Below are 23,235 nucleotides of genomic sequence, written 5' to 3'. Positions count from 1 at the left end.
ATTCGTATCCATTTACGTACTTATTACCAAAAAGATGAAATATCCGATTGGTGCACTTCTCCTCGCATCATTGTTTTCTTCCTGTAATAATCTTAATCAGAAAATTGTTGATACCGGATATATCGATAGTTTGATAAATAATTATACGTTCCCTCCGCTGGTAAAGGATAATGAAAAAGAATTGCTATTCTGGAAAAATAGAATTGATCCCGGGCGTCCAGGGCAGGTAAATGAATCAAAATATGCATCGGCTCTTATTACCAGGTATCATGAACAGGGAGATATTAATGATGTAAAGGAAGCGGAATTATTGCTGAAAAATATTAACAGAACATATAATTCGACATTATCTCTCCCATTTATAGCATTAACCTCTTCTGCCCTATTACAACACCAATTTACACAGGCAGATACTCTATTTCAAAAAGCAAAAAAGATAGGAATTAATGGCTTTACTTCCAATACACTTTCTTTTGATGTAAATTTTGAATTAGGAAGGTACAATAATGCTGGTTACAGTTTAAAACAATTAGAAAAGGGAAATGATTACAGTTACTATTTCAGGCTCTCAAAATATACTCATTTAAATGGTACTATTGACAGCGCTATTAATGCTATGCTTCACGCTGCCGGTCTGGTTAAGGAATCTGCCTACCTGCAGGGTATTGCTTTATCGAATGCAGGAGATCTGTATATTCACGCCGGGGATTTGAGAAAGGCAGCTGATTTATATAAAAATTGTATCCGCTTAAATTGTGCGGATTTTCACAGCATAACAGGGTTAGGCTGGATTGCGCTGGTACATGATAAAAATGATACGCTGGCAGAAAAAATATTTAAGTTCGTTCAAACAAAAAACAAACTACCTGATCCTCTGTTTAAATTATACCAGATGGCGCAAGGCAGAGGAGATAAAATACTCGAAAAAAAATATGCCAGTGAATTTGTTGCAAAAGCAACGGATACACAATATGGGGAAATGTATACCAAATATTTAATTGAAATTTATGCAGGTATTTTAGATGAACCTGCTAAAGCTGAAAGCATCGGAAAAGAGGAATTAAATAACCGGGCTACCCCTCAAACATATGCATGGTATGCTTATAGCCTCTTTGCGAATAATAAAAAGGACGACGCTTACAAGGTATTTCAACAGTATATTTCAGGAGAACCACTGGAAGGACTTGAACTTTATTATATGGGCAAAATGATGAATGCCCTTGGTAAAGGATATAATGCGCAGGAGTTTTTCAAAGCAGCAAATAAAAATAAATATGACCTGAGTCCGGATATGGCAAAAGATCTGGAGAATAACTTACAATAATAATCGTTGTACGGTCCAGTAACCAGCAATTATTGTGATAGTTATGGATAATGGGATGACAATACGTTTAGAATAATAAGGTTTATTGGCAAACCATCTGGCCAATAAAAAGTATGCCATCAGAATAATAGTTAATTGTCCTAATTCAATCCCTGCATTAAACATAATCAGGGAAATAAGATACGCATCTCTGGGTAAACCTACCTGTCCTAAAGCACCGGCAAACCCCATCCCATGTACTAATCCGAATAAGAAAACCACTCCGATACGTGATGTTTTCAATTTTCCGCAGAAAATATTCTCCAATGCCACATACATTATGGATAATGCGATAACAGGTTCTACAATCCTTTCAGGAGGAGTGATTACATGATATATTGTGAGGCCAAGGGTAACCGAATGGGCTATTGTAAAAGCAGTAGCCTGCCATAAAACAGGCTTTAATCCCGGACTTAATAGAAACAAACAGAGCACAAACAAAATATGATCAAACCCCAGAGGAAGGATATGTTGATAGCCCATGCGAAGATAAACAAGTCCTGCATCCGTTTTTGACATCTTTTCCAATTCTCTTACCACCACATGGGCGTAAAGCGGTAAGCTCATTCCTGATATTAATAACAGAATACAGAAGCCCTTGCTATAATGTAGTGAGAATTTGCCAGAATAATATTTCATAAAACACATAAAAACAAAAGCCGGAAATAATTCCCGGCTTTGTTAGAATTATTACCAGGGAGCAGCCTCATAGGGGAATGAAGCTGAAAATGCTTTATCATTACTATCTACATTATCCGAAATCAATGTAGGGTTCGAAGCTCCTGTGGGCCCGCCAAAGATCAAAATCAAGCTAACATCTATCACATCGTCATCCAAAGTTCTTCCGGTAAGTACATTTGTTCCGTCGTAATAAGTGGTTTTTCCGGTTGTTTTAACACCTAATACATCTGTTGCTAAAACGCCGGTAAATGCAGCTGCATCCAGGGTTAATGCATTAGTTGTAAAACCACCACTGTTATAGGCCTGTAACTGCGCTTCAAATTTGGTCTGGTAGGCAGCATTCATCACAGAAGGTATCGTTACATTAAAGTTATCCTTGTCAGCGGTTCCTACAAAAACGGTAGCTATTCCGGGACGTCCTACCTGATCGCCGGAAACCGCAAACACAGCACCGGTATTAGGATCTGTTGGATTTGTATCATAACTATTTGTTTCGCATGCACCGAGTACAAAAATTAGCGTGCAAACCCCTATGCTGATATATACATTCCTTTTCATGACAGTAATTTCTTTTTGATGAATTAAACTTTTTGTTTTGTTTGTAACCAAACATCGATCTTACCAGTACTGTTTAATAATGACTTTGGTACTTCTACCACAACACTCATTACATTGGTACCCTTAAATGTGTCAGTGCCAGGATCTACAAAGCCTGTAGCTGTACCACCGGTAATTTTGTGGAATTGGTCCAGATCAAAAAAGAAAGGATCATCTCTGGGACCTGCAAATGCGGTAATCCCGTAGGCCGATGCTATAATTGGTGTTGTAGCAGTATAAGGAGTAACAGCTACCGCTACAATAGCAGTGCCCATTACTGTACTTGACAAGCCTGTAGTACCTGGCTTTACAGGACCGTAGATATACATTTTGCCACCTTTGTATACGCATTGAATAACGAGATCTTCTACATGGTCGCCGCTATTATCAATCTTAAATTCGATCATTGTATTCTCATCAAATGCTGCTGTCTGCGTAGTTACTGGACTCATCAACCCCTGAACATTCCCAACAAAAACGAGATTGTTTACATCTGCCCCCTGAAATACATATAAGTCTGTAATGTCAGTACTTTTTGTTTTTACATTAGGTGCATCCGCATGATCTGATGCCCATAAAATTCCGCCACTAAGAATTAAGGCCACAGAAACAATGGCAACAATAAGTTTTGTTTTTTTCATTTTTGAGGGTTTAAAATACGTTGAAGATGTTTTGGGGTGAAATATTTAAGTGTTAAAAGTGATATGCAAGAAAAGATAGTTGATGTATTATTAATAAAAAGGGGATCTATAGGAGCTCTGGAGAGTCAAAAATCTAAATGTTCGTCAAATAGCATCACAAAAAGAAAGCCAAACATTAGGGGATGCGCTATATTTCCGTTGTCTATGCTTCTTTAAGAACCTTAGCCAAACACATTACCCCACACAATCGTTGGGCTTGGTTAAATACAATGCATATGGCAGCAGGCTACAAGGGCTTACTATTCCCAAAGCGCGCGCTGATCTGGGCACGGGAATGAACATTGAGTTTTTGATAAATATTTTTGATATGCGAATTCATCGTTTCCGGCGATATATAACATTTAGCCGCAATCTCTTTATAACTTAAACCCTCTATCAACAGTTCCAGTATTTCATGCTCCCGGCGTGTAAGGTTAAATTCTTCCATATTTGTTGCAGGCTTTTTACGAAAATATTCCATCACCTTTTTAGCAATAAGACCATTCATGGATGCTTTACCTTCACTCACTTCCCTGATAGCATCAAGTATTTTTTGAGGTGAATCTTTTTTCAATAAATAACCATTGGCCCCTGCTTTAATAGCTGAAAATATTTTTTCATCATCTTCAAAAACAGTAAGCATTAATATCTTTATCTCAGGAAATACTGCCTTTAATTCAATGACTGCGTCAATACCACTTTTGCCTGGGAGATCTATATCCATGATCAGCACATCAGGCATCTCTTTTACTACATCATCAAGAATATTCCTGCAATGTTCCCGCTCAAATAAGAGCTGTATGCTGTCCGATCCTGTAAGGATCAATCTCAACAGGTCCCTGTACCGGCTTTGGTCTTCAACGATGGCCGTAGTTATCATGAGTTTGATATTTTAAATAAATGATTCTTCATATGAAAGCGTTACCTCAGTGCCTGCTCCCATTATACTTTTTATATTAAGTACTGCGGGCAACATCGTTGCACGGTCAAGCATATTTTTTATACCTGATCCCTGAGCAGTAAATTGGGGTTGAAACCCTATACCATCATCTTTAATAGTAATAGTTACTTCAGGATTTGAAAAGCAGATGTGGATATCAATATGGTGCCCATTGGAATGCTTCAGAATGTTATTGAGGGTTTCCTGTAAGATGCGGAATATAATTACTTGCTTTTTCAATTCAATATTAAACGGCTCGCCCTTATCTGAATAATGAACGTCGAATAACTTCGTTTTACGAACCCTATCTAATTCTGTAATAAAGGATTGTTGCCAGCCAATTCGGCTGATATTTTCAGGATGGATGCTTTTTGAAATATCCCGCAGCGTATCCATGGCTTCGCTTAATAAACTATCTGCTTCAGTTATTTTCTGTTGTTCATGGTTTGGTATTCCTCCGGTTAATGATCTTATATGTACCATAGCAATAGAAATAAGAGTACCCACATTATCGTGCAGTTCGCGTGAAATACTTTCAAAAGCCTGCGACTGAATTTCCAGGTGCGAACGCAGAAGTTCTCCATCGAATTTATTCTTCAATTCAGACTTTTCCTGGCGGAACCGGTATTTCCTTTTTTGATTAATGAAAAGCGAAAATACTACCAGCCCTGTGAGCAACAGGATGATCGCGGTACTTCCAATAAGGATCAGTGTGACTTCTGATAATTTCTCCTGCATAAAAATCCTGCAATTATGAGTATATTCAAAAAGATTGTGAAGGAGTTGGAAAAATACAAATAGTAAAAATGAGTAAATTGTGGGAACCTTTCCCATAAATAATTAAGCATACCAAGAAAAGGTACTGTACCACCGAAATTAATAAGGAAACCAAAACTGAACCAGAACCAGGGATCGCGCGTGATTCTTTCTGTTTCTTCGCTCAGATACAATTGTCTGAAATAGGACGCCGATAGAAAAATTATGAAAACGCCGCCAGCAACAATAATAATTGTTTGCAGATCTGTTACTCCAAAACAAATTGATTCAAACACTACAAGTATGGAGAAAAGAACATAAAACCAACTAATGCTGCGGCGGACATATTCATTTTGTATTTGCCGCTGATATAAATATGCCAAAGCAAGATACATAATCCAGTAATGGATGTTATATATCCAATGGTTTTTAACACCCAAATGCTTTGTAATATGCCCAGCACAATCAATAAAAAAATTAATGACCCATAATAAGGACATTTTTTTTAACACAGTAGGGTAATGATCACGAAAGCTTATAAGACTAACCACGGCTGCCAACCCAACCACGAATAAAGGAAATGTTGATATAAATTGTTCGACATCCATTTTATGCTTTTACCGCAGGGATACCTGAGCGACCTGGAGGATTGAGGCCAGTACCTTGATTGTCTGTTCCTGGCATTAAAGTCAGTAAATGGTTTTCAACAACAATATCATCAGCAGAAAAAATATATTTTTCATCGTGTTTAAAATTCTTTGCCGGCACCATCGCAATGGTTGCCTGCGTAAATTCAGGAGATGCTTCCTGCCATTTGCATCCTTCAGCTAATTTTTCATCAACCAATACCTTAGCCGTAGGTATATCATTTAATTTAAACCTGAGAAAGTAGACCCGCACACAATCAGCTTGCTGCTCTTTACATTTAGTAATAAACTCTTCCAGGTCTTTTAATTCGATAAGGGCTGAGGTGGTAACAAAAGGTAATGTGTGATTATCACCGAAATCCGATTGCCATTCATTTAGCTGGCCGGTTGAAAAAATTTGTTGCATAAAATTGGGGTTAAAGTTGTGAATATATGTAATGTACGAAGTTATTAGAATAAGATCGTCCCTACAATCCCATATTTATGGCATAAATAAGGCAGGGGAATTTTCATTTCCACAACATCAATAAAATCACCATATATGGCCTGCGATTGCCATCCATAGTAACAGGCATTCAAAATTCGTTGCAGAGGACCTGGTAGCTTGAGCAAGAAAGGCAATTGTCCCTGAGATTAATAAAACACCTGTTCCTATTGAAAGGTATAAGCATCAATTCCGTAAACCACATAGTACAGTACCTTGCAAATTCCATATCTGCTTTTATTTAATATATTAATGTTTTTTCAATCAAACTCTATCCCTCAACTTATTAAAATTATAGCCAAAAAGTTTCTTTGCAGAGCTACATTATCGTGTCATATCAATTAACGTATACTCTTTAACGTTGTCAAGTAGCTGACCGTCAATGTATTCTCATTTTCAAGCGAATTACTTTTATTTCGCAATAAAAGCCTTCGGGAACGTTTGCGTAAATAACTTGTATTAATTTTTTATGAACGGTTAAAAAATCAATAAAAATTTAACACTTTTGTGCCATGAGCAATGAATGCTGTCGAAATCCCGGCATCTAATTACTATTCTGCCCTGTCCCTACCAGGTCGGATTTGTATTATTTATTTTTTAATCATTATTCGTAAAACGAAAAACCTATGACAAAATCCTGGATCTTATCCATGGGGTTAAGCGCATTGCTATGCCTTACCAATTTATTTGCAAAAAGTCAATGTACCATAGTTGGCTGGGCCAGTCAAAACGGTGGAGTAACAGGTGGCGGAACAGCCACTCCCACAGTGGTTACTAATTACAACGATCTTAAAACAGCCATTACTTCTTCCTCCGTGAAGGTTGTCCACATCTCTGGCACCATCACCATTCCCTCAGCGGGGCGCATCAGTTTACAAGACCAATCAGGAAAGACGATTTATGGTTTGCCTGGCTCTAAATTAGTATCAAATGACCAGACAAAAGCTAATTCAGGCATACTGTATGTAAAAAGATGTTCGAATATCATTTTCAGAAATGTCACTTTGGAAGGCCCGGGCGCTTATGACACCGACGGCTGGGATAACATGACGTTGGACAACAGTACCAATATCTGGGTGGACCATTGTGAATTTCAGGATGGAATGGATGGCAACCTGGATATTAAAAATGCAGCCGACTACGTTACTGTAACCTGGTGTAAATTTATCTACAATAAAGCCCCTACTCCAGGCGGCCCGGGTGGTTCGGATGACCACAGGTTCTCTGATCTGTTTGGCTCCAGTGATGGCGCTACCGGAGACAGAGGAAAACTGCGTGTAACCATGCAGCATTGCTGGTGGGCACAGGGTTGCAAAGAACGCATGCCAAGGGTGCGATTTGGAAAAGTACATATGGTTAACAACCTTTTCAATAGCACTGTTGCATCAAAATGTGTGACGGCAGGTTTTGAAGCAGATCTATTGGTGGAAAGTAACGTGTTTGAAAATGTGTCTAATTCCATCACTACAATGGATAATACATTTACCGCTGTGACCTCCAGAAATAATATTTTTACCAATACTTCTGGCGACACTACAAACAGTGGTACAGCATTCACCCCTCCTTACACATTGACCATAACGCCCGCTGCCAATGTAAAAAGCCTGGTTATGGCAAGTGCTGGTGCTACACTCACAAGCCCTTCCTGCGATAGTGCTGCTACCACTCCTGTTACTTACACCCTGACCACCACAGCTGCACCAACTACAGGTGGCACAATAACCGGTGCAGGAACTTATGACTCTGCAACCGTAGTAACTGTAACGGCTACTGCCGCTACGGGATATACCTTCACTGGATGGAGCGGTGATGTATCAGATACTACTGCTGCTGCTACCATAACCATGAGCGGTAACAAATCCGTTACGGCCAACTTTCAGGCGCTAAATACTGATAGCTCTACTACCCCTGCTGACTCTATTCCTACTGGCGATTCTACTACTATCAGAATAGAAGACGATGCTACCACCACACAAGGGCTTTGTAGTTATGACGGTGCTATCAGCACCAACAGTGGAGCCAGCAATGGCAAGGTAATTAATCTGGCCAACGCTTCCGGCAAAGGAGTTACCTGGAAGGTAAATGTGCCTGCAGCTGGTACATACTCCATTAACTGGCGTTATGTAAACAGCAGCAGCAGTAATACTTACAGCATGGCACTGATCATAAATGGTACCACAATCAACAATGCGTTGCCGTTCCCTAAAACGAGCAGCAGCACGGTATTTGCCAATGTAACAACAACGATATCATTAAATGCCGGTGACAATACCATCCGCCTTCAATCAACAACATCTACTGCAACCGCAGATATTGACTGGATTGAAATTACAGGGAACACACCTGTAGCAGCTAACTGCAATGGTACAACGGCAAGAACTGCGTTTTCTGCCGCTTCGTCACAGTTAACACATAGTGTAACAAAAACAAGCGTCTATCCCAACCCTACCAACGGTAAAGCGACGATAACAGTAACATTGGGAAAAAATGAACAGGCTGTTATCAGGCTTTATGATGCACAGGGCAGCGTGGTAGCTAACCTTGGTACTATCAGCTCTGTTACAGGAGGCATACAACAGATACCCTGCAACCTGAATAGTAAGCCGGGATTATATTATGTGGTTGTAATTGGCAACAAAGGATTAAAGGCTACCCACAAATTGGTTATAGAGTAATGATATAACTTCCAAATAAAATTATGTTGCAGTTTTGAATGTTATGAAGTATTCCAATGGCAGCAAGGTAATTTTATTCTTTATAAATGAGCTTGTCCTATAGACCCGTGAACAAAGAAGGGGGTGCTTCAATTGAAGCATCCTCTCTTTCTATTTAAAGGCTGTTTACTGATATTTGAGATCACCGGGAGTTTTTTAGCGATAAAATCGCTGAAAGTATCGGAATTGAGTTTTGAGAGTCATAAAGTTTCTGGTTTAATCTGAATTATAACACGGATTGCTTCTCTGAAAGGCAGATTTTTAGTACCTTAATAGGGCTTTGAATGAACCCTTTTATGGCAAAACAAAACAGTATTATTGCCCTCTCTGGCAGATTAGGAAATCAGGTGTACTACTACCGGAAAGATAAAAAGAACCGGAAGCAATACTTAGTGCGCCGCGCTCCTGATACAGTACAGCAAACTACTGCCACAAAAAGGGCAGCGACAGATTTTGGCATCGCCAGTAAATCCAGCCGTCTGATTCGCAATTCCCTGCGTGAATATACTCAACACTGCTATGATAACACGCTCCATTACCGTCTTAATACCATGATGGGAAAAATCTTACGTGCAGATGGCAGTCATCCGGCTGGCAGACGAATGTTAATAGCTGCCAATATGCAATTGCTGAAGGATTTTCAGTTCAACAGGGCTGCAAGTATTCATCAGCTTTTAAAAGCCACTCCTGTCATTGAAAAAAACGATCAGGGAGATCTTATTCTATCATTCCCTGGTACTTTCACCAGTAGCAGCAACGCATTACGAAACGTCACCCATCTATCAATAAAGGCAATTGGTTTATCCGTCAATTTTACAAAGCATACCACCCGCCAGGTGATAGGTGAAGCCACCATAATCAAACGGGGAGAAAAATATTCTCCCATTACCCTTAAACTGGATCCGGACAGTAGAAACATTACACTTATCCTGTTGGAAGTACAATCCTTATATGAGGTGAATGGACATTTACATCTATCTCAAAACAAAACTGCATGCGTCCTGGATGTTATGGCTATAATACCACCACAGGAACAGCCGAAAGAAGTAAAAAAACAATACCGTAATAAAGCACCCAGGTTATGGACAATCCCTCCATACCCTGTACCTGCCAGTATATTAAGGTCTGTTGTTTATAATTCTCTCCCGGAAGGCTAACATTATCCGTTCTTCACAATGAAAATATGAATGTTATATCTCATGGAAGGATGTTTCCATGAGCATCGCTATGTCATGAAAAAGCGTTTGCTGATATTTTTTGCATAAAATATATCTGATACAGTAAATGAAGAACTATGTATAACCCCATAATTGAGTTTTAGTATAATTTACCCGAGCAAACACCTTACTTCAGTATAGGTCCAACCTTTCCCCGTCTTTCCTCCTGCTCTAACCCTGCTTATCTCCTGAGATCATTAAAGATTTAGCTATACACTCCCCAAAGCGCTACCCCAATAAATGTCTTTTAGGTGCCCGCTCAATGTTTCTGATGATACCCATCATGGTGTACCAGTTAAAAGATTCCATATATCACTATTTCAAAATAAGTAGAATCCACATTTTTCAATCAATAACATCGGGTTAACGTATTCTACATTATACATTTTCTATTTTAGATCAGCGAATATTTATTGCCCCTTATCAGCCTAAATTATGGGACAATTTATGGATATAGTTTACATTTTATATTCAAAAGCTCAATGAAACCAAGAATTAACCCCGATCGTACCCCGCAGCGGGACTATTCCAAATATGCCTTTACGAACCGTTCCCTTGACTCAATGGAAGGGGAAGAATGGAAGGACATACTTATGTTCGATGGATATTATTCCATATCGAACTATGGCCGTCTCCTGGCAGCACCAAGACCCGTGAATAGTATAACCGGGAAATCTTACTATACCAAAGAACAGATCAGAAAGCAGTTTCTGACTAAATCTTATAATTCCTATATAGGGGATTATAGGGAGCAATTAAGTCTACACCTCCGATATGAGGGCCAAAAGTACAGTTTCAATGTCAACCGTTTGGTTTACGAATTTTTTGTCGCGCCGCCGGGAACTACTATGGACAACCTTTTGGTAGTTCATAAAGATGGCGATAATTGCAATAACCGGTACGATAATCTGGTGCTCATGAATGGCACGGAACTCTATGGGCATGGCCTTGCCTTAAAACGCAGGCCCCGTACAGGCCTGAAAATGAAAAAGGCCAACCGGCAGTCGTCGGAAAAGAACGCCCCACGCCCCATCATTAAATACTCTCTGGACGGAAAAAAATTAAATGAATATGATAGCGTTGAACAGGCTGCCCTGGCCAATGATACGTCTCGGGGAAGCATCCGGATGGCCGCCCAACAGAAAGTTGTACAATTACATGGCTCTGTATACCGGTTTAAGGATATGCCTTATCATGGTGAACATGCGGGTTTTTCTTATGAGAAGCCCGTCAACCAATACAATCCGGAAGGGAAGAAAATAAAGACTTATCAGAGTGTAAAAGAAGCCGGGACCCAAATGGGTGTAGACCCCAATACCATCAGCAGATGCGCCCTGCGAAAATCCATGACATGCGGTGGTTTTGTCTGGCGCTACGAAGGGGATTCTTACAATGGCGAGTATAAAAATAAAATCAAAAACAAACCAAAGGAGATTGTACAATATAACCTGGACGGTAAGAAGGTTGCAAGCTTTACAAGTGTTAACGAAGCAGCCCGTCTTACCGGATTTAGCACGGCTGTACTCCTTGATTGTGCTAATAGAAAATCTAAAGTAGCACATGGCTTTGTATGGCGATTCCAAAGCGATCCTTATTCGGGGGAATACAAGAATTACCGCCGGGGTAAACCTGTTACCCGGCACACACGGGAAGGGGAAAAGATAGACACCTATCCTACAATAGAAGCTGCTGCCCGTGCCACAGGACTTACACCCGATAATATCCAGAAAAATGTGAATGGCCATAATAAAACAGCTGGTGGTTTTATCTGGAGGTTTGCGACAGCAAAGGAAGCTCAGAAACTTCCAGCTGAAACGGCAAAACATCCAGGTGCCGGGAAAGGAAAGCAGGTAATCCGGTATTCATTGGACGGAAAAAAACTGGCCGTTTATTCCAGTTTAATGGAGGCTGCCAAAGCATGTGGTGTTAATATAAGCGGAATTTCAGCAGCGCTGGATAATCAGACACGGTCAGCTGCAGGGTTTGTATGGCGGACAAGAGGAAATATTTATCATGGGGACCTGGCCCAAACACCCTCTCCCAATAAAGCACATATCGTCACCCAGTATGATCTGACGGGACACAAGCTTCATGTCTATAAAAGCACACGGGAAGCAGCCACCGTCACAGGAACTTCTTCTTCTTCGATCTCGATGGTCGCCCGTGGTAAATTAAAGACTACCGGTGGTTTTATTTGGCAATATGGTGATGGCCCGGCAAAAATTGATATTAAAGAATACTTTGCACCCACGCAAAGACATATCAGGAAGATTAGTAAGCCCGTCCTGAAATATTCCCTGGCAGGTGAACTCATTAAAGAATATCCCAGCATCAGTGAGGCTGCCCGTATTGAGGGCATCGGACTTTCCAGGATCTCGGGCGCGATCAATGGAAAGTCAAAATCTGCTGGTGGGGATTATTGGAAATTAAGAGTAGAATAAACGAAAACATGTTGTGCGTTCGGCTTATCGTCCCCACGTTTTCATCCAATCTAAATATTCCGTTTTGTATGCGTCGTCGTTAAGTTTGTTTATTATGTTTTCTAAGTCTTTCGTTTCAAATTCATATTCAGAAACTGTAAAGGTTAGAAAAATGTCTTTACCAACTATTTTGTTGAAAAAGCCCTCGTTTTTTAGTTTTTCCAAAACCCCAATACAGGTTTTATAAAGTTGGCTTTGAAATTTTAAAAACCATTCTTCATTATATTCATGATTGTCAAGAAATTCATTTTCCTCAAGTTCGGTTCTTAATTGTATACAAATTTCGTTAAACTCTTCGTCAGCACCTTTCATTTCATATTTCCATTCTGCTGGCTCAAATTTGTGATAAGTTAAATCGTCTTGGTCAACAGTAGTCAAATGCTTTAAAGTGTTAGTCGAAGGACACACGGTCATAGCACCTTCATCACTATACAACGCAAATCCATAAATTTCGTCAGCTCCATAATTTTCAAACATTTCAATAAATGCTTTTTTAGTTGCCTCTTCTATTTTTTGTCTTAAAGTATCAAAGTTCATATTATTGTCTGTTTATAAAAAAAAACATAACGCTGAACAGGACGTTATAAGATGAACAGCAAATTAAAGAAAAGTATTAGCTATTGGCCTGATAATCCTATATTCAGGAATTATCTTTATAACACATGAAAGCAATACCCGTTACCCTCCTGCTCCTGCCATTCTTCCTGGCTGGCAGTACAGTTTCCGCTCAATTCCAACCCGATAAAGACTCCGTAGAGAAAAGATTTCTTGTCAACGGCGCATACCGGCATCATTATTTTTCACCAGAATGGCAGCAGTACCTGGACAGTGCGCTCGCAATACTTCCCGGAGAAGCCTCCTTCTGGCAGCAGAAGGCCATGCCGCTTTTCAAACAGCGTAAATATGAGGCAGGAATGATATACCTGGACAAAGCCGTGGCGCTTGATCCGGCGGAATACCTCGATTACAGGGCATTTATTAAATGTATTTTCCAGAAAAACTATCAGGGTGCCATAGCAGATTTCAATACCGCCAAAATAGCAAGGTACCATCAGGGCGTCATGGATCATGGTTATGATTTTTACCTGGGCCTGAGTTACCTGCAGCTGACCAACTATCCTGCCGCCAAAGCTGCTCTGTTGCAAACAATCCGACGCGTACAGGAAAGTAGCCCCAGTGCGCCGGTACATTTCCTCTATTATTTTTACCTGGGTATAGCCGGTTATGAAACGGCAGACTATTACACTGCATTAGATTTTTTCAACAAGGCGCTGATACAATACCCGCAGTTTTCAGATGCAGGATATTACAAAAGTCTTTGCCTGATAAGGTTACATCGTGAACTGGAAGCGCGGGAAACACTGGCTGCATCCTGGAAAAATTTCAAGGAAGGTTATTCCATTCCGGAAGACAATGCTATTTATGAACCTTATCCCTATCAGGTAAAAGGCTGGATGTACAGCTATTATATGCAGCAGTTAAAACTCCGGTGATTGCAGCGTATATAATTTACCGTTAACCGCCTGTAACGCTGATATATATATTATAGGGCTTGAAAAGTTATCCTTATTTTTTTCATTTATTTTATGCTGACTGTTAGCTGGTATTCCGTATAAGTCTGTCCGGAAAACACTTATCATCAATCAGTTATTATCAGCCTGGACACATCCCGCCACCAGATATCAGGGAATACAGCAGTTTTACAGCAGGAAAAATCAATGGAAATTACAAGAATATGATTTAACTTGTTAAAATCTCTATATTCAATTTCTCATCCCAAACCCAGTTTTTTTATGAAAAATTCAAAGCGTTTAACCCTTGAAGACTTCCAGATGGAAGCAGTTAATTCTGGCAATGAAGTAGAAAGAATGCTCGGACTGGCAGCTGCCGGCTGTCATCTTACCGGCCCTCACAAAAACGAGGATGGTAGCACTACCCTGATTGATTACGAATGGGGTCTTGCTGAGGCAGCCCCTCAACTGAGCCTAAACGATCAGTTGAGTGCACTGGCTTAATCAGTAACGCAACCGCATGAGTGAAAAGCAGGCAGGAGTTACTGTATAACTTTCTGCCTGCATGTTTTGTTTTGACTTTTTTATTTAGCTGGTAAACAATCACTATGAAATGTTATCCCGCATGTATATCATTGCTGATGGTATGTTTAGGTAACAGCGCCTTTTGTCAGCATGCACCTTTAACCCTTATACAAAAAGATTCCATCATCCAGATGTTAGCAACGGCTGCCTCCTCGGATCAGCAGTATCGTTCGCAACTGGAAAGTGTGCAAAGTAAATACGGTGGAGATTCTCCCGAAATGAAATCCCTGTTTAAAAACATGGCTACCGCTGATTCATTGAATTTGCTGAAGGTAGCCGCCATTATTGATAAATTTGGCTGGCTGGGAGAAGATGAGATAGGTAAGAGTGGCAATACCACCCTCTTTATGGTGATACAGCATTCGGGCATTCAAACCCAGAATAAGTACCTGCCGGTGATGCGTGATGCTGCAGCCAATGGTAAAGCGGCACTGAGAAGTCTGGCACTGCTGGAAGATCGTGTGGCGTTGCATCATGGCAACCGTCAGCTGTATGGCAGCCAGGTGATCTGGAATATGAAAACAAATCATTACCAGGTGGCTCCACTGGAAAATCCTGAAGAAGTAGACAAACGGCGCGCCTCCATGGGATTGTCTTCCATGGCCGAGTACCTGTCAGGCTTTGATATGAAATGGGATGCGGCACAATATGCAAGGGAACTGCCGGCTATAGAAGCAGACTTCTTTAAAAAGCCCGCAAAAAATTAACATGCGTCTACAGGCGATACCGGTGGAAAAACAGGCTTCAACTCATCCACATAGGAAACGCGGCGCATCCCTACCAGTACATGATCCATGCCCCGGTGCAGATATTCCCTACAGAGAACTACAGGCAGTGTATCTCCTTGTATTGTAGGGAGGAGCCGTTCCTGACCATTTTCCCTGAGCCAGCTGATCACCCTTCCCGTGGAGGTTTGCAGGCAATACTGCCAGCATATCTGCTCAAAGGAACGTAACAACTGCATCATCTCTACCGGGATGTTATTGTCGTACAGGAGGTGAGCGATCGGATACAATGTGCCGTAGAACAGCTTATTGAAGGCCTCTTCATGTGGAACAGTTTTCCAGTTATCTCTGAGGAAGGCCAACAATGCAAAATTATTCAGGCTGCTCTCTGGCTTCTTTTGCTGCAGCTGTTGTTCCAGCAATGCAAAGCATTTATCATGCACGGCTTCGTCAGCAGCGGGATTACTGGAAAAATGCTGGGAAGGATAGATCACCATACGCAGCATACCATTGGCTGAATTAGCATTCAGCGGGCGGTTACCAAATGTACGGATACCATGCAGGGCAGCCATTTCCAGTAAACTCATTTTACTGGCCGGCGCATACACATCCGCCTGGTGTTCGATGATGTTAAAGGGGAACTGTATCAGTTTAAAATGATTGGTTGTTCCTATACGCCTCGCAGCGGCAACCAGCTCGGCCAGGTCAGTAGCCTTAGGTCCATCTGTAATACTAAGCGTATTGGAACTGACGCCATAGTAACGTATCCTGCCGGCGGCAACCTCCGTTTCCAGGAACGAGAAAGCCTGCTCAAACCTGCGGTAGTATTCGGCTTTGGTGGCAATTGCTGCCTGCTGTTCAAAGAAGTATTCCGGGGAATGCAGAAGGAATCCATCCAGGTAGGTAGTACCCATGCGGCGCAATGAAGTATCTATCTGCAAGCGGAGATATTCAGGATGCATGGAATGAAGGAAGGTATCACTGATCGTCACTACATTTTCCAAACCCTTGCCCGATTCCTGTAATTTCCTGAATGATACGAGATTATCGCCACTGATATAGCCTGCTTTGGTAACAATAAATAATTGCGCCCGTGGAATAATTTCCAGCAGTTTGCCAACAAGCATTTCCGATGCGCCATTTTCATAATTGGACGCGGTATCCAGCAGGTTGCAGCCGTTACGTACGGCATGCAGTAGCGCTTCCAGGTGTTCTTCGTGGCCGGCGGATGTCCGGTACATACCAAATCCGATCTTGCTCAGTTCATGCAGCTGTATCATGGAAAGTAATTTTCAGGTAATTAATAAGGGCTGTTGAAGTGGTTATTCGCCACCATTTCCGATAGTATGGAACGCTAACGTATATAGATATAGGTTCGGGTTTTATATTTTTCTTCAAGGGTCAGAAAATAATGAAATCAGTCAAAACTTTTATTGGATATATCTGAATTTAAATATAAATTTATTTATTCTTAAAACAAAAACCTATATTTTATGGAACAATCAAAACGTTTGTCACTGGACGACTTCCAACTGGATATTGCTGAGAGCAATAACGAAATTGAAAAGCTCATGGGACTTGCCGCTGCTGCCTGTCACAAGACCTGCAACCCTCAGGCGGACGCCACTTACATTGACTGGGTTGACTATACGCAAGAAGCAGTACAGCTGGCAGAAATCAGTGATCTTTCTATCAGCCCTGCGTTGACCTTGTTTTAAGAAGGTAATTCCTGCCAGTACAAAACTAAAAATGTAACCTGCAGGAATGAAATGTTTGTAGCATAGCCCTGTTACCCTTCGTATCACACCGCTAAAATCCTCCCATGAACAGATTATCCCTGGAAGATTTTAAAAATAACGAGATCAATACAGAAAATGAGATCGAAAGAATGTCGGGGCTGGCTGCAGCTGCATGCCATACTACGTGCAACCCTGACCGTGAAGGTGTAAATTGACTGGATTGATTACGAAAAGGAAGTCCTACTGACTACTGATTCCAACTCGTTATTGGCGTTACGCCTGTAGCAAGCATTGCTTCAATTTATCACAGTGATGTCAACATTGCTTGACATCACTTTTCTTGTTTAAATCTGTTTATTACCTATGGTTCTGATAATATCCAAAGACCTGGAACCTTCTACGGATAAAGTGATTGACTGGCTGCGCTATCTGGGAAAGCCCTTCCGCCGGATCAACGGTACGGACCTGCTGGACCCTGCCCATGCCCCCACCTTACAGGTAGTCAGCAGTCAGGCAGATATGCATTTTAACGGCAAAGTACGCGCCGCACTGTCGGAAATCACTGCAGTATGGTATCGGCGGGACGGCACCAAACCACCTGATACACGGGCCATAGCCTCCCTGCAAACAGCCAGTTATTACCCGGACATTGTACATCATCTCGGCCAGGAGAACACCATTGCCAAAAAAGCCCTGTTTGTTCTGCTGGCAACATCTACCCGGATATTGGGCAATTTCGGTAAATCCAGTGTTAACAAAATTGAAGTGCTCATCACCGCACAGCAACTGGGACTGGATGTACCTGCAACGCTCATTACCCGCTCAAAAAAAGAACTGCAGGAGTTTCTGGATATCCACGGCCCCCTGATCACCAAAGCGCTCTGGGAAAGCCCCGGAATCACCATACAGGAAGATAAGACCACGAACTACACCAGCTATACAGAAGAAATCACCCCGGACATCCTAACCGCCCTTCCGGAGGAATTCTTCTATTCACTATTTCAGGAAAAACTGGATAAAGAACTGGACCTCCGCGTCTTCTACCTCGATGGGAAATGCTATGCCATGGCTATTTTCTCTCAAATGAACCAACAGACCAAAATCGATTTCAGGAAATATGCCAACAACAGAAATGTTCCCTATCTCCTTCCGGAAAACATCCAGCACCTGATAGTGCAGCTCATGCAGGCCATGCAACTGAATACCGGCTCGCTGGACTTTGTAAAAACACGCAGCGGCCGTTACGTTTTCCTGGAAGTAAATCCTGTGGGACAATACGATATGACCTCTGTTCCCTGTAATTATCAACTGGATAAAAAAATTGCACAATACCTTTCACACCATGCATAAATACCCTGAGGAACCACCCGTTTCCCTGCAGCCATTTCCGCCGGAACTTGCCTCCGCTCTGCCTGTCAACTATTACCTGTTTGTCAGGAGCATCAGCGATAAAGCCATCTCCGCACCTACCACAGTGCACAGTCATCTGCATAACACATCCGCCTATGTGATTTTGCCTTTTTATAAAGCGATTTCCAATATTCTGTAACGATGGAATGGTTTAAATTTTTTGCGTCCTGCCGTATTGTTGCTGGTAAACACAGCAGCGCCATTTATGACCTGGAGCGCTCTGTTATTTATGACCTCCCTAATGCCTTCCTCGATGTACTTCGGGAAGTGGAATTTACGCCACTGGAGCAATTACCGGAGATATATGGTGAAACCCGTTACCGGCAGATCAAACAGTTCATGGATAAGTTCGTTGAAAAAGAAATTGCGTTCTACACCACCGAACCGGAACGCTTCCCCGATATTGATCTATCCTGGGAAATGCCCCATCATATCACCAACGCCATTCTGGAACAGGATGATCCGGGCAGCTACCATTTTCCTGCCATCATAGCGCAACTCAATGAACTAAGCTGCCAGGCGGTACAGATACGGCTACTCCGCTATTTCAGTCCCGTACAAATTACAGATGAAATCCTGAAAGCCCTTGCCGGTACCCAGATCAACTATTGTGAAATAATGGCCCCTGCCGGTGATATCAGCGCAGCACAGTGGATAGCCCTGATGGACCTGCAACCACGCCTGCGCAGGATATATGTATATGCAGCGCCGGAAGACACCGTATTGTATAATGACAACGACCGTTTTGGCAGAAAAATAGTAGCATTCAAAAAAGATATCAGGCAGGAGACCAATGAAAAGATTCGCCTGGAAAGATTCTCCCCCAACATTATCAGCTTCACGGAAGCCCAGTCCCACAACCTGGGCCTGAACCGGAAAGTGGCCATCGATAGCCAGGGAAATATCAGGAATTACATTTCGCATGCCAATACTTTCGGCCACGTAAACGAACAACGGCTGGAGGTGGTGATCACCCAGCCCGCATTTCGTGAAAAGTGGTTTCTTTCCAACGACCGGATTGAAGACTGCAAAAACTGTCAGTACCGCTATACCTGTGTCAGTAACAGTGATATCAGACAGGAAAACGACAAGTATTATAAAACAGATATGTGCACGTTCAATCAGCAGGAAAATACCTGGTAAAATCAGATCCGCTGTGCAATTGTTTACCATAACATAAGAGCCAAGTGCTATGCCTTTATTCAAGAAGAAAAAATTTCCGTTTTTTAAACAGATAGATCAGTTCGACTGCGGGCCTGCATGTCTGAAAATCATATCCAAATTTTACGGGCGGAATTTCAGCTCCGAGCACCTGCGTGATATTTGTAACATCACGCCGGATGGTATCACGATCAAATCCCTGATGAAAGGTGCTGAAACACTGGGGTTCAAAACCGTGCCGGCCTCTATCTCCTATGAGGTGCTGGAACAAAAGGCTCCCCTGCCCTGTATCACCTACTGGCGCGACCGGCACTTCCTGATCGTATATGCCTTTGACAAAGGACAGGTACAAGTGGCGGACCCCTCTCACGGCCTTCTCTCCTACAGCAAAAAAGATTTCATTGAAGCCTGGCAGAATAACGCGCTGGCAGATGAAAACACCAAAGGCATCGTACTATTACTGGAACCATCCTCCAGCTTCTTTGAACAAAAAAACACCGAATCCTCCAAAGGGCTACTGGGGCTTTTCCCTTATATCAAAAATTACAGCAAATATATAGTGCAGATATTTCTGGGGTTATTCCTGGGCAGCATACTGCAGTTGATACTCCCCTTCCTCACACAGAAGCTGGTAGATAAAGGCATCAATCTCAACAACCTGAATTTCGTATATGTGCTGCTATTAGCACAGTTAATGCTGTTCTTTAGTATGTCATTTATAGCAGCCATCCGGAGTTGGCTGCTGTTGTATGTGGCAGCCCGTATAAATATGCTCATCTCATCGGACTACCTGGTGAAGCTGCTCAGCAAAACGGTTTCGTTCTTCGATTCCAAAACGCCAGGCGATATTCTGCAACGTATCAATGAATCATCCCGGCTGGACGCCTTTCTCTCCACAGCCCCTGACGCATTCTTTTCCTATCTCAACGCCACTATCTTTCTCGTGGTGCTGGCCTATTACAGCTGGACCATCTTTTTCATTTTCATACTAGGCATCGCGTTGTATACCACCTGGGTATGGGCATTCATGAAAAAGCGTGCGGAGCTGGACTTCCGCCGGTTCGACTCATCCTCCGGCATGAACAGCAAACTGATACAGATTGTGGGCGGCATACAGGAAGTAAAGGTAAATGGTTCAGAAAGAAAGCATATACGGGACTGGGAACGTGTACGGGTAGATTACTTCAAAACATCGGTATCCTCCCTCAAGCTGACTCAGTTTCAGAGTATAGGCGGCAACGTTATCAACGAGGTAAAGAATATCCTGATCACGTTTTCCTCCGCACTGCTGGTGATGGACGGAAAAATCAGCCTGGGGGTTATGCTGGCCATACAATATATCGTAGGGCAGATTAATGGTCCCATGCTGGGCCTTGTGAACTTTTTCCGGTCCATACAGGATGCGCGCCTCAGCATGGAGCGGTTCGCCGATATAGATCATATTACCCCTGAACAGGAACAACTGAACGACAATACCCTGATGAAACTCCCGCCTCAGAATTATGATATACACATCAAAGATCTCAGTTTTTCGTATGTACGGGATATTAACACTCTTGTACTAAAGAACCTGAACCTGACAATTCCGCGGGGAAAAATAACCGCCATCGTTGGCGACAGCGGCAGCGGCAAAACCACGCTGCTTAAGCTCCTGCTCAAACTATATCTACCTACTACCGGCGATATTATGGTGGGTAATTACAACCTGCGACATATTGGATCCGACAACTGGCGCTCCCTCTGCGGCACCGTGATGCAGGATGGTTACATATTTTCCGACACTATCACACAGAATATCACAGAATCCGCCAGCGATGAAAACGTAGACATCAACAAACTGCTGAATGCCGCCAAAATAGCCAATATCGAGGAATTGATCAATGCGTTACCTGCCGGGTTCAACTCCATTATTGGCGCCGCAGGCTCCAGCGGAAGAACACTCAGCGGCGGACAACGTCAGCGTATACTTATTGCCAGAGCTGTTTATAAGAATCCTGAATTCCTCTTCTTCGACGAGGCTACCAGCGCCCTCGATGCCAATAATGAAAAAAAGATCGTGGAAAACCTGGATGCCTTCTTCCAGGGTAAAACCGTCATCATCATTGCACACCGGTTAAGCACCGTTCGCCGGGCAGATCAGATCATTGTGCTGGATAAGGGTGAAATAAAGGAAATAGGCCGCCATGAAGAGCTGGTGGAACGCAAGGGATACTATCATACATTAATCAAAAATCAGTTAGAAATTGCCAATTGACGAACAAAAAATAAACAGGATCAACATCCGCAGCGAATACTTCCAGGATATACTGGACAAGGTTCCATCCAGGATTATTACCTATGGCAGCATTGGTATGCTGGTGATTTTCATCATCATCATCATCGGCATGAAAGTAGTCCGTTACCCGGATGTAATTACATCGGAAGCGGTAGTTACCACCAGTACGCCACCCGTTACCGTGCATAATCGTGTCAGCAGCCGGATAGTGAGTCTGCTCAAGGCCGACCAGGATACCGTCAGCATTGGTGAATGGATCATGGTATTATACAACAGTGCCAGCTATCAGGAAGTGCTGCAGCTGCGTGAAATATTGCGGCACGTAAGCGGGTCAGGATTCTGGGAGAAAATAGATACCGTAAAATTTGAAGAACTGACCGCACTTGGTGATATGCAATCGGGATACGCACGCTTTTACAAAAGCGTAGAAGAGCTGCGGTTATTTAACCGCCTGAACATCCAGCGCCGGCAACTGACCATCAATGCAGACAGGGCCAGGAGCATGAACGACCTGGACCGCCAGCTGCAGCATAAACTAACGATTCTGCAGCGCCAAAGCATGTTATCCAAGTCGGATCTGGACCGGAACATGCTGCTGGATAGCTTGCGGGTAGTAGCCAAAACAGAGGTGGAACAAAAGGAAATTGCGTACCTCAACACCCAGAGCATCGTGGAAGAGCTGAACAACACCCGGGTTAGCAACCAGCTGCAGGAACAGGCGCTTACCAAAGAGAACGTCACCCTCGCAGCGGATTACGACAATACCCTATTCAACCTGCGTAAAAACATTTTCCAGTCGTACAGCGACCTTACCTTCCAGCTTACAGAATGGCAGAACAAATATGTACTGGATGCTCCCGTCAGCGGAGTATTGAATTTTTATGATATCAGAACAGCGGATCAGTTCCTGAGCAACGAACAGAAAGTATTTACCATCACGCCGGTATCCGGCCAGGAGTATTTTGCCATTGCCAAACTGCCTATCACCAACTCCGGGAAAGTACGGGTGGGCCTGAAATGCAATATCCGGCTTAACAACTACCCATATACGGAATTTGGCATGCTGAAAGGTACGGTAACGGCTATGTCTGCAGCCGCCAAAGAAGGCTTCTATAGCGTAAAAGTACAGCTGCCAAAGCCCCTGGTTACCACGCTGCACAAACCATTGGATAATAAAAGTGAACTGACCGGAGAGGCAGACATCATCGTAGAAGACCTGACATTGTACGACAGGTTATTTAATTCCATTATTAATAAAAATACTTACTGA

General features: G+C 42.5%; 23 protein-coding genes. 14 read left to right on the top strand and 9 right to left on the bottom strand.

Features of this window, described 5'->3' with window-relative positions; genetic code table 11:
• Nucleotides 1-34 precede the first annotated feature (34 nt).
• On the top strand, nucleotides 35-1,324 hold the full coding sequence (locus tag BM176_RS23540; RefSeq protein ID WP_090106796.1) for a tetratricopeptide repeat protein: 1,290 nt from the start codon (nucleotides 35-37) through the stop codon (nucleotides 1,322-1,324).
• Here the strand turns inward: BM176_RS23540 and BM176_RS23535 are convergent.
• From BM176_RS23535 to BM176_RS23510, 7 genes are all read right to left on the bottom strand, one after another.
• Nucleotides 1,316-1,930, bottom strand: coding sequence for a HupE/UreJ family protein (locus tag BM176_RS23535; protein ID WP_090106936.1), 615 nt, complete (start codon nucleotides 1,928-1,930; stop codon nucleotides 1,316-1,318). The two genes, BM176_RS23540 and BM176_RS23535, sit on opposite strands and share 9 nt — an antisense overlap.
• Before the next feature lie 123 nt (nucleotides 1,931-2,053).
• Nucleotides 2,054-2,602 carry a DUF4331 family protein gene (locus BM176_RS23530; protein ID WP_090106795.1) on the bottom strand — a complete coding sequence of 183 codons (549 nt, stop codon included), beginning with the start codon at nucleotides 2,600-2,602 and terminating at the stop codon, nucleotides 2,054-2,056.
• A gap of 23 nt (nucleotides 2,603-2,625) precedes the next feature.
• A complete protein-coding gene (locus BM176_RS23525) occupies nucleotides 2,626-3,282 on the bottom strand; it encodes a DUF4331 family protein (RefSeq protein ID WP_090106794.1) in 657 nt (218 codons plus the stop codon).
• Nucleotides 3,283-3,568: 286 nt separating this feature from the next.
• Nucleotides 3,569-4,201, bottom strand: coding sequence for a response regulator (locus BM176_RS23520; protein WP_090106793.1), 633 nt, complete (start codon nucleotides 4,199-4,201; stop codon nucleotides 3,569-3,571).
• Between the two features lie 12 nt (nucleotides 4,202-4,213).
• Nucleotides 4,214-4,999: a sensor histidine kinase gene (locus tag BM176_RS23515; protein WP_177230514.1), complete on the bottom strand. Its 786-nt coding sequence runs from the start codon at nucleotides 4,997-4,999 to the stop codon at nucleotides 4,214-4,216.
• Nucleotides 4,969-5,625, bottom strand: coding sequence for a hypothetical protein (locus BM176_RS32580; RefSeq protein ID WP_177230513.1), 657 nt, complete (start codon nucleotides 5,623-5,625; stop codon nucleotides 4,969-4,971). Before BM176_RS32580 ends, BM176_RS23515 begins: the two co-directional genes overlap by 31 nt.
• Nucleotide 5,626: 1 nt before the next feature.
• Nucleotides 5,627-6,070: a hypothetical protein gene (locus tag BM176_RS23510; RefSeq protein ID WP_090106791.1), complete on the bottom strand. Its 444-nt coding sequence runs from the start codon at nucleotides 6,068-6,070 to the stop codon at nucleotides 5,627-5,629.
• Nucleotides 6,071-6,774: 704 nt separating this feature from the next.
• On the opposite strand from BM176_RS23510, the gene BM176_RS23505 reads away from it, so the two are divergent.
• From BM176_RS23505 to BM176_RS23495, 3 genes are all read left to right on the top strand, one after another.
• Nucleotides 6,775-8,823 (top strand): pectate lyase family protein, encoded by a 2,049-nt coding sequence (locus BM176_RS23505; RefSeq protein ID WP_090106790.1) that lies wholly within the window; start codon nucleotides 6,775-6,777, stop codon nucleotides 8,821-8,823.
• 335 nt (nucleotides 8,824-9,158) lie between these two features.
• Nucleotides 9,159-10,019, top strand: a complete 861-nt coding sequence (locus BM176_RS23500) for a hypothetical protein (RefSeq protein WP_143097897.1) — start codon at nucleotides 9,159-9,161, stop codon at nucleotides 10,017-10,019.
• Nucleotides 10,020-10,561: 542 nt separating this feature from the next.
• A complete protein-coding gene (locus BM176_RS23495; RefSeq protein ID WP_090106788.1) occupies nucleotides 10,562-12,520 on the top strand; it encodes an NUMOD1 domain-containing DNA-binding protein in 1,959 nt (652 codons plus the stop codon).
• 24 nt (nucleotides 12,521-12,544) lie between these two features.
• Here the strand turns inward: BM176_RS23495 and BM176_RS23490 are convergent, their stop codons facing one another.
• Nucleotides 12,545-13,096, bottom strand: a complete 552-nt coding sequence (locus tag BM176_RS23490; RefSeq protein ID WP_090106787.1) for a DUF4303 domain-containing protein — start codon at nucleotides 13,094-13,096, stop codon at nucleotides 12,545-12,547.
• Nucleotides 13,097-13,221: 125 nt separating this feature from the next.
• On the opposite strand from BM176_RS23490, the gene BM176_RS23485 reads away from it, so the two are divergent.
• From BM176_RS23485 to BM176_RS23475, 3 genes are all read left to right on the top strand, one after another.
• Nucleotides 13,222-14,052 (top strand): tetratricopeptide repeat protein, encoded by an 831-nt coding sequence (locus tag BM176_RS23485; RefSeq protein WP_090106786.1) that lies wholly within the window; start codon nucleotides 13,222-13,224, stop codon nucleotides 14,050-14,052.
• A 300-nt stretch (nucleotides 14,053-14,352) separates the two neighbouring features.
• On the top strand, nucleotides 14,353-14,574 hold the full coding sequence (locus tag BM176_RS23480; protein WP_090106785.1) for a hypothetical protein: 222 nt from the start codon (nucleotides 14,353-14,355) through the stop codon (nucleotides 14,572-14,574).
• Nucleotides 14,575-14,678: 104 nt separating this feature from the next.
• Nucleotides 14,679-15,362, top strand: coding sequence for a DUF6624 domain-containing protein (locus tag BM176_RS23475; RefSeq protein ID WP_090106784.1), 684 nt, complete (start codon nucleotides 14,679-14,681; stop codon nucleotides 15,360-15,362).
• On the opposite strand, the gene BM176_RS23470 is transcribed toward BM176_RS23475, so the two are convergent.
• Nucleotides 15,359-16,660: an aldo/keto reductase gene (locus BM176_RS23470; protein ID WP_090106783.1), complete on the bottom strand. Its 1,302-nt coding sequence runs from the start codon at nucleotides 16,658-16,660 to the stop codon at nucleotides 15,359-15,361. The genes BM176_RS23475 and BM176_RS23470 overlap by 4 nt on opposite strands.
• A 213-nt stretch (nucleotides 16,661-16,873) precedes the next feature.
• Here BM176_RS23470 and BM176_RS23465 point away from each other — a divergent pair, with 213 nt between their 5' ends.
• The 7 genes from BM176_RS23465 to BM176_RS23440 all read left to right on the top strand — a co-directional run bounded on the left by BM176_RS23465 (nucleotide 16,874) and on the right by BM176_RS23440 (nucleotide 23,235).
• On the top strand, nucleotides 16,874-17,098 hold the full coding sequence (locus BM176_RS23465) for a hypothetical protein (protein WP_090106782.1): 225 nt from the start codon (nucleotides 16,874-16,876) through the stop codon (nucleotides 17,096-17,098).
• Between the two features lie 104 nt (nucleotides 17,099-17,202).
• Nucleotides 17,203-17,334 carry a hypothetical protein gene (locus BM176_RS33000; RefSeq protein WP_255373578.1) on the top strand — a complete coding sequence of 44 codons (132 nt, stop codon included), beginning with the start codon at nucleotides 17,203-17,205 and terminating at the stop codon, nucleotides 17,332-17,334.
• A gap of 148 nt (nucleotides 17,335-17,482) precedes the next feature.
• The gene (gene gwsG, locus BM176_RS23460) at nucleotides 17,483-18,469 is read left to right on the top strand and encodes a grasp-with-spasm system ATP-grasp peptide maturase (protein WP_090106781.1); all 987 of its coding nucleotides are present in this window, start codon (nucleotides 17,483-17,485) and stop codon (nucleotides 18,467-18,469) included.
• Complete coding sequence (locus tag BM176_RS23455) at nucleotides 18,462-18,668, top strand: hypothetical protein (RefSeq protein ID WP_090106780.1); 207 nt, start codon at nucleotides 18,462-18,464, stop codon at nucleotides 18,666-18,668. The genes gwsG and BM176_RS23455 overlap by 8 nt, the downstream gene beginning before the upstream one ends.
• Before the next feature lie 2 nt (nucleotides 18,669-18,670).
• On the top strand, nucleotides 18,671-19,672 hold the full coding sequence (gene gwsS, locus BM176_RS23450; protein ID WP_090106779.1) for a grasp-with-spasm system SPASM domain peptide maturase: 1,002 nt from the start codon (nucleotides 18,671-18,673) through the stop codon (nucleotides 19,670-19,672).
• A gap of 49 nt (nucleotides 19,673-19,721) precedes the next feature.
• Nucleotides 19,722-21,944 carry a peptidase domain-containing ABC transporter gene (locus BM176_RS23445; protein ID WP_090106778.1) on the top strand — a complete coding sequence of 741 codons (2,223 nt, stop codon included), beginning with the start codon at nucleotides 19,722-19,724 and terminating at the stop codon, nucleotides 21,942-21,944.
• A complete protein-coding gene (locus BM176_RS23440; RefSeq protein ID WP_090106777.1) occupies nucleotides 21,934-23,235 on the top strand; it encodes an HlyD family secretion protein in 1,302 nt (433 codons plus the stop codon). Before BM176_RS23445 ends, BM176_RS23440 begins: the two co-directional genes overlap by 11 nt.

Origin of the sequence: Chitinophaga sp. CF118, assembly GCF_900112615.1 — a bacterium.
Classification (GTDB): domain Bacteria; phylum Bacteroidota; class Bacteroidia; order Chitinophagales; family Chitinophagaceae; genus Chitinophaga.
Note: the sequence above shows the minus strand (reverse complement) of the source record. Positions and strands in the feature narration are given on the sequence as shown.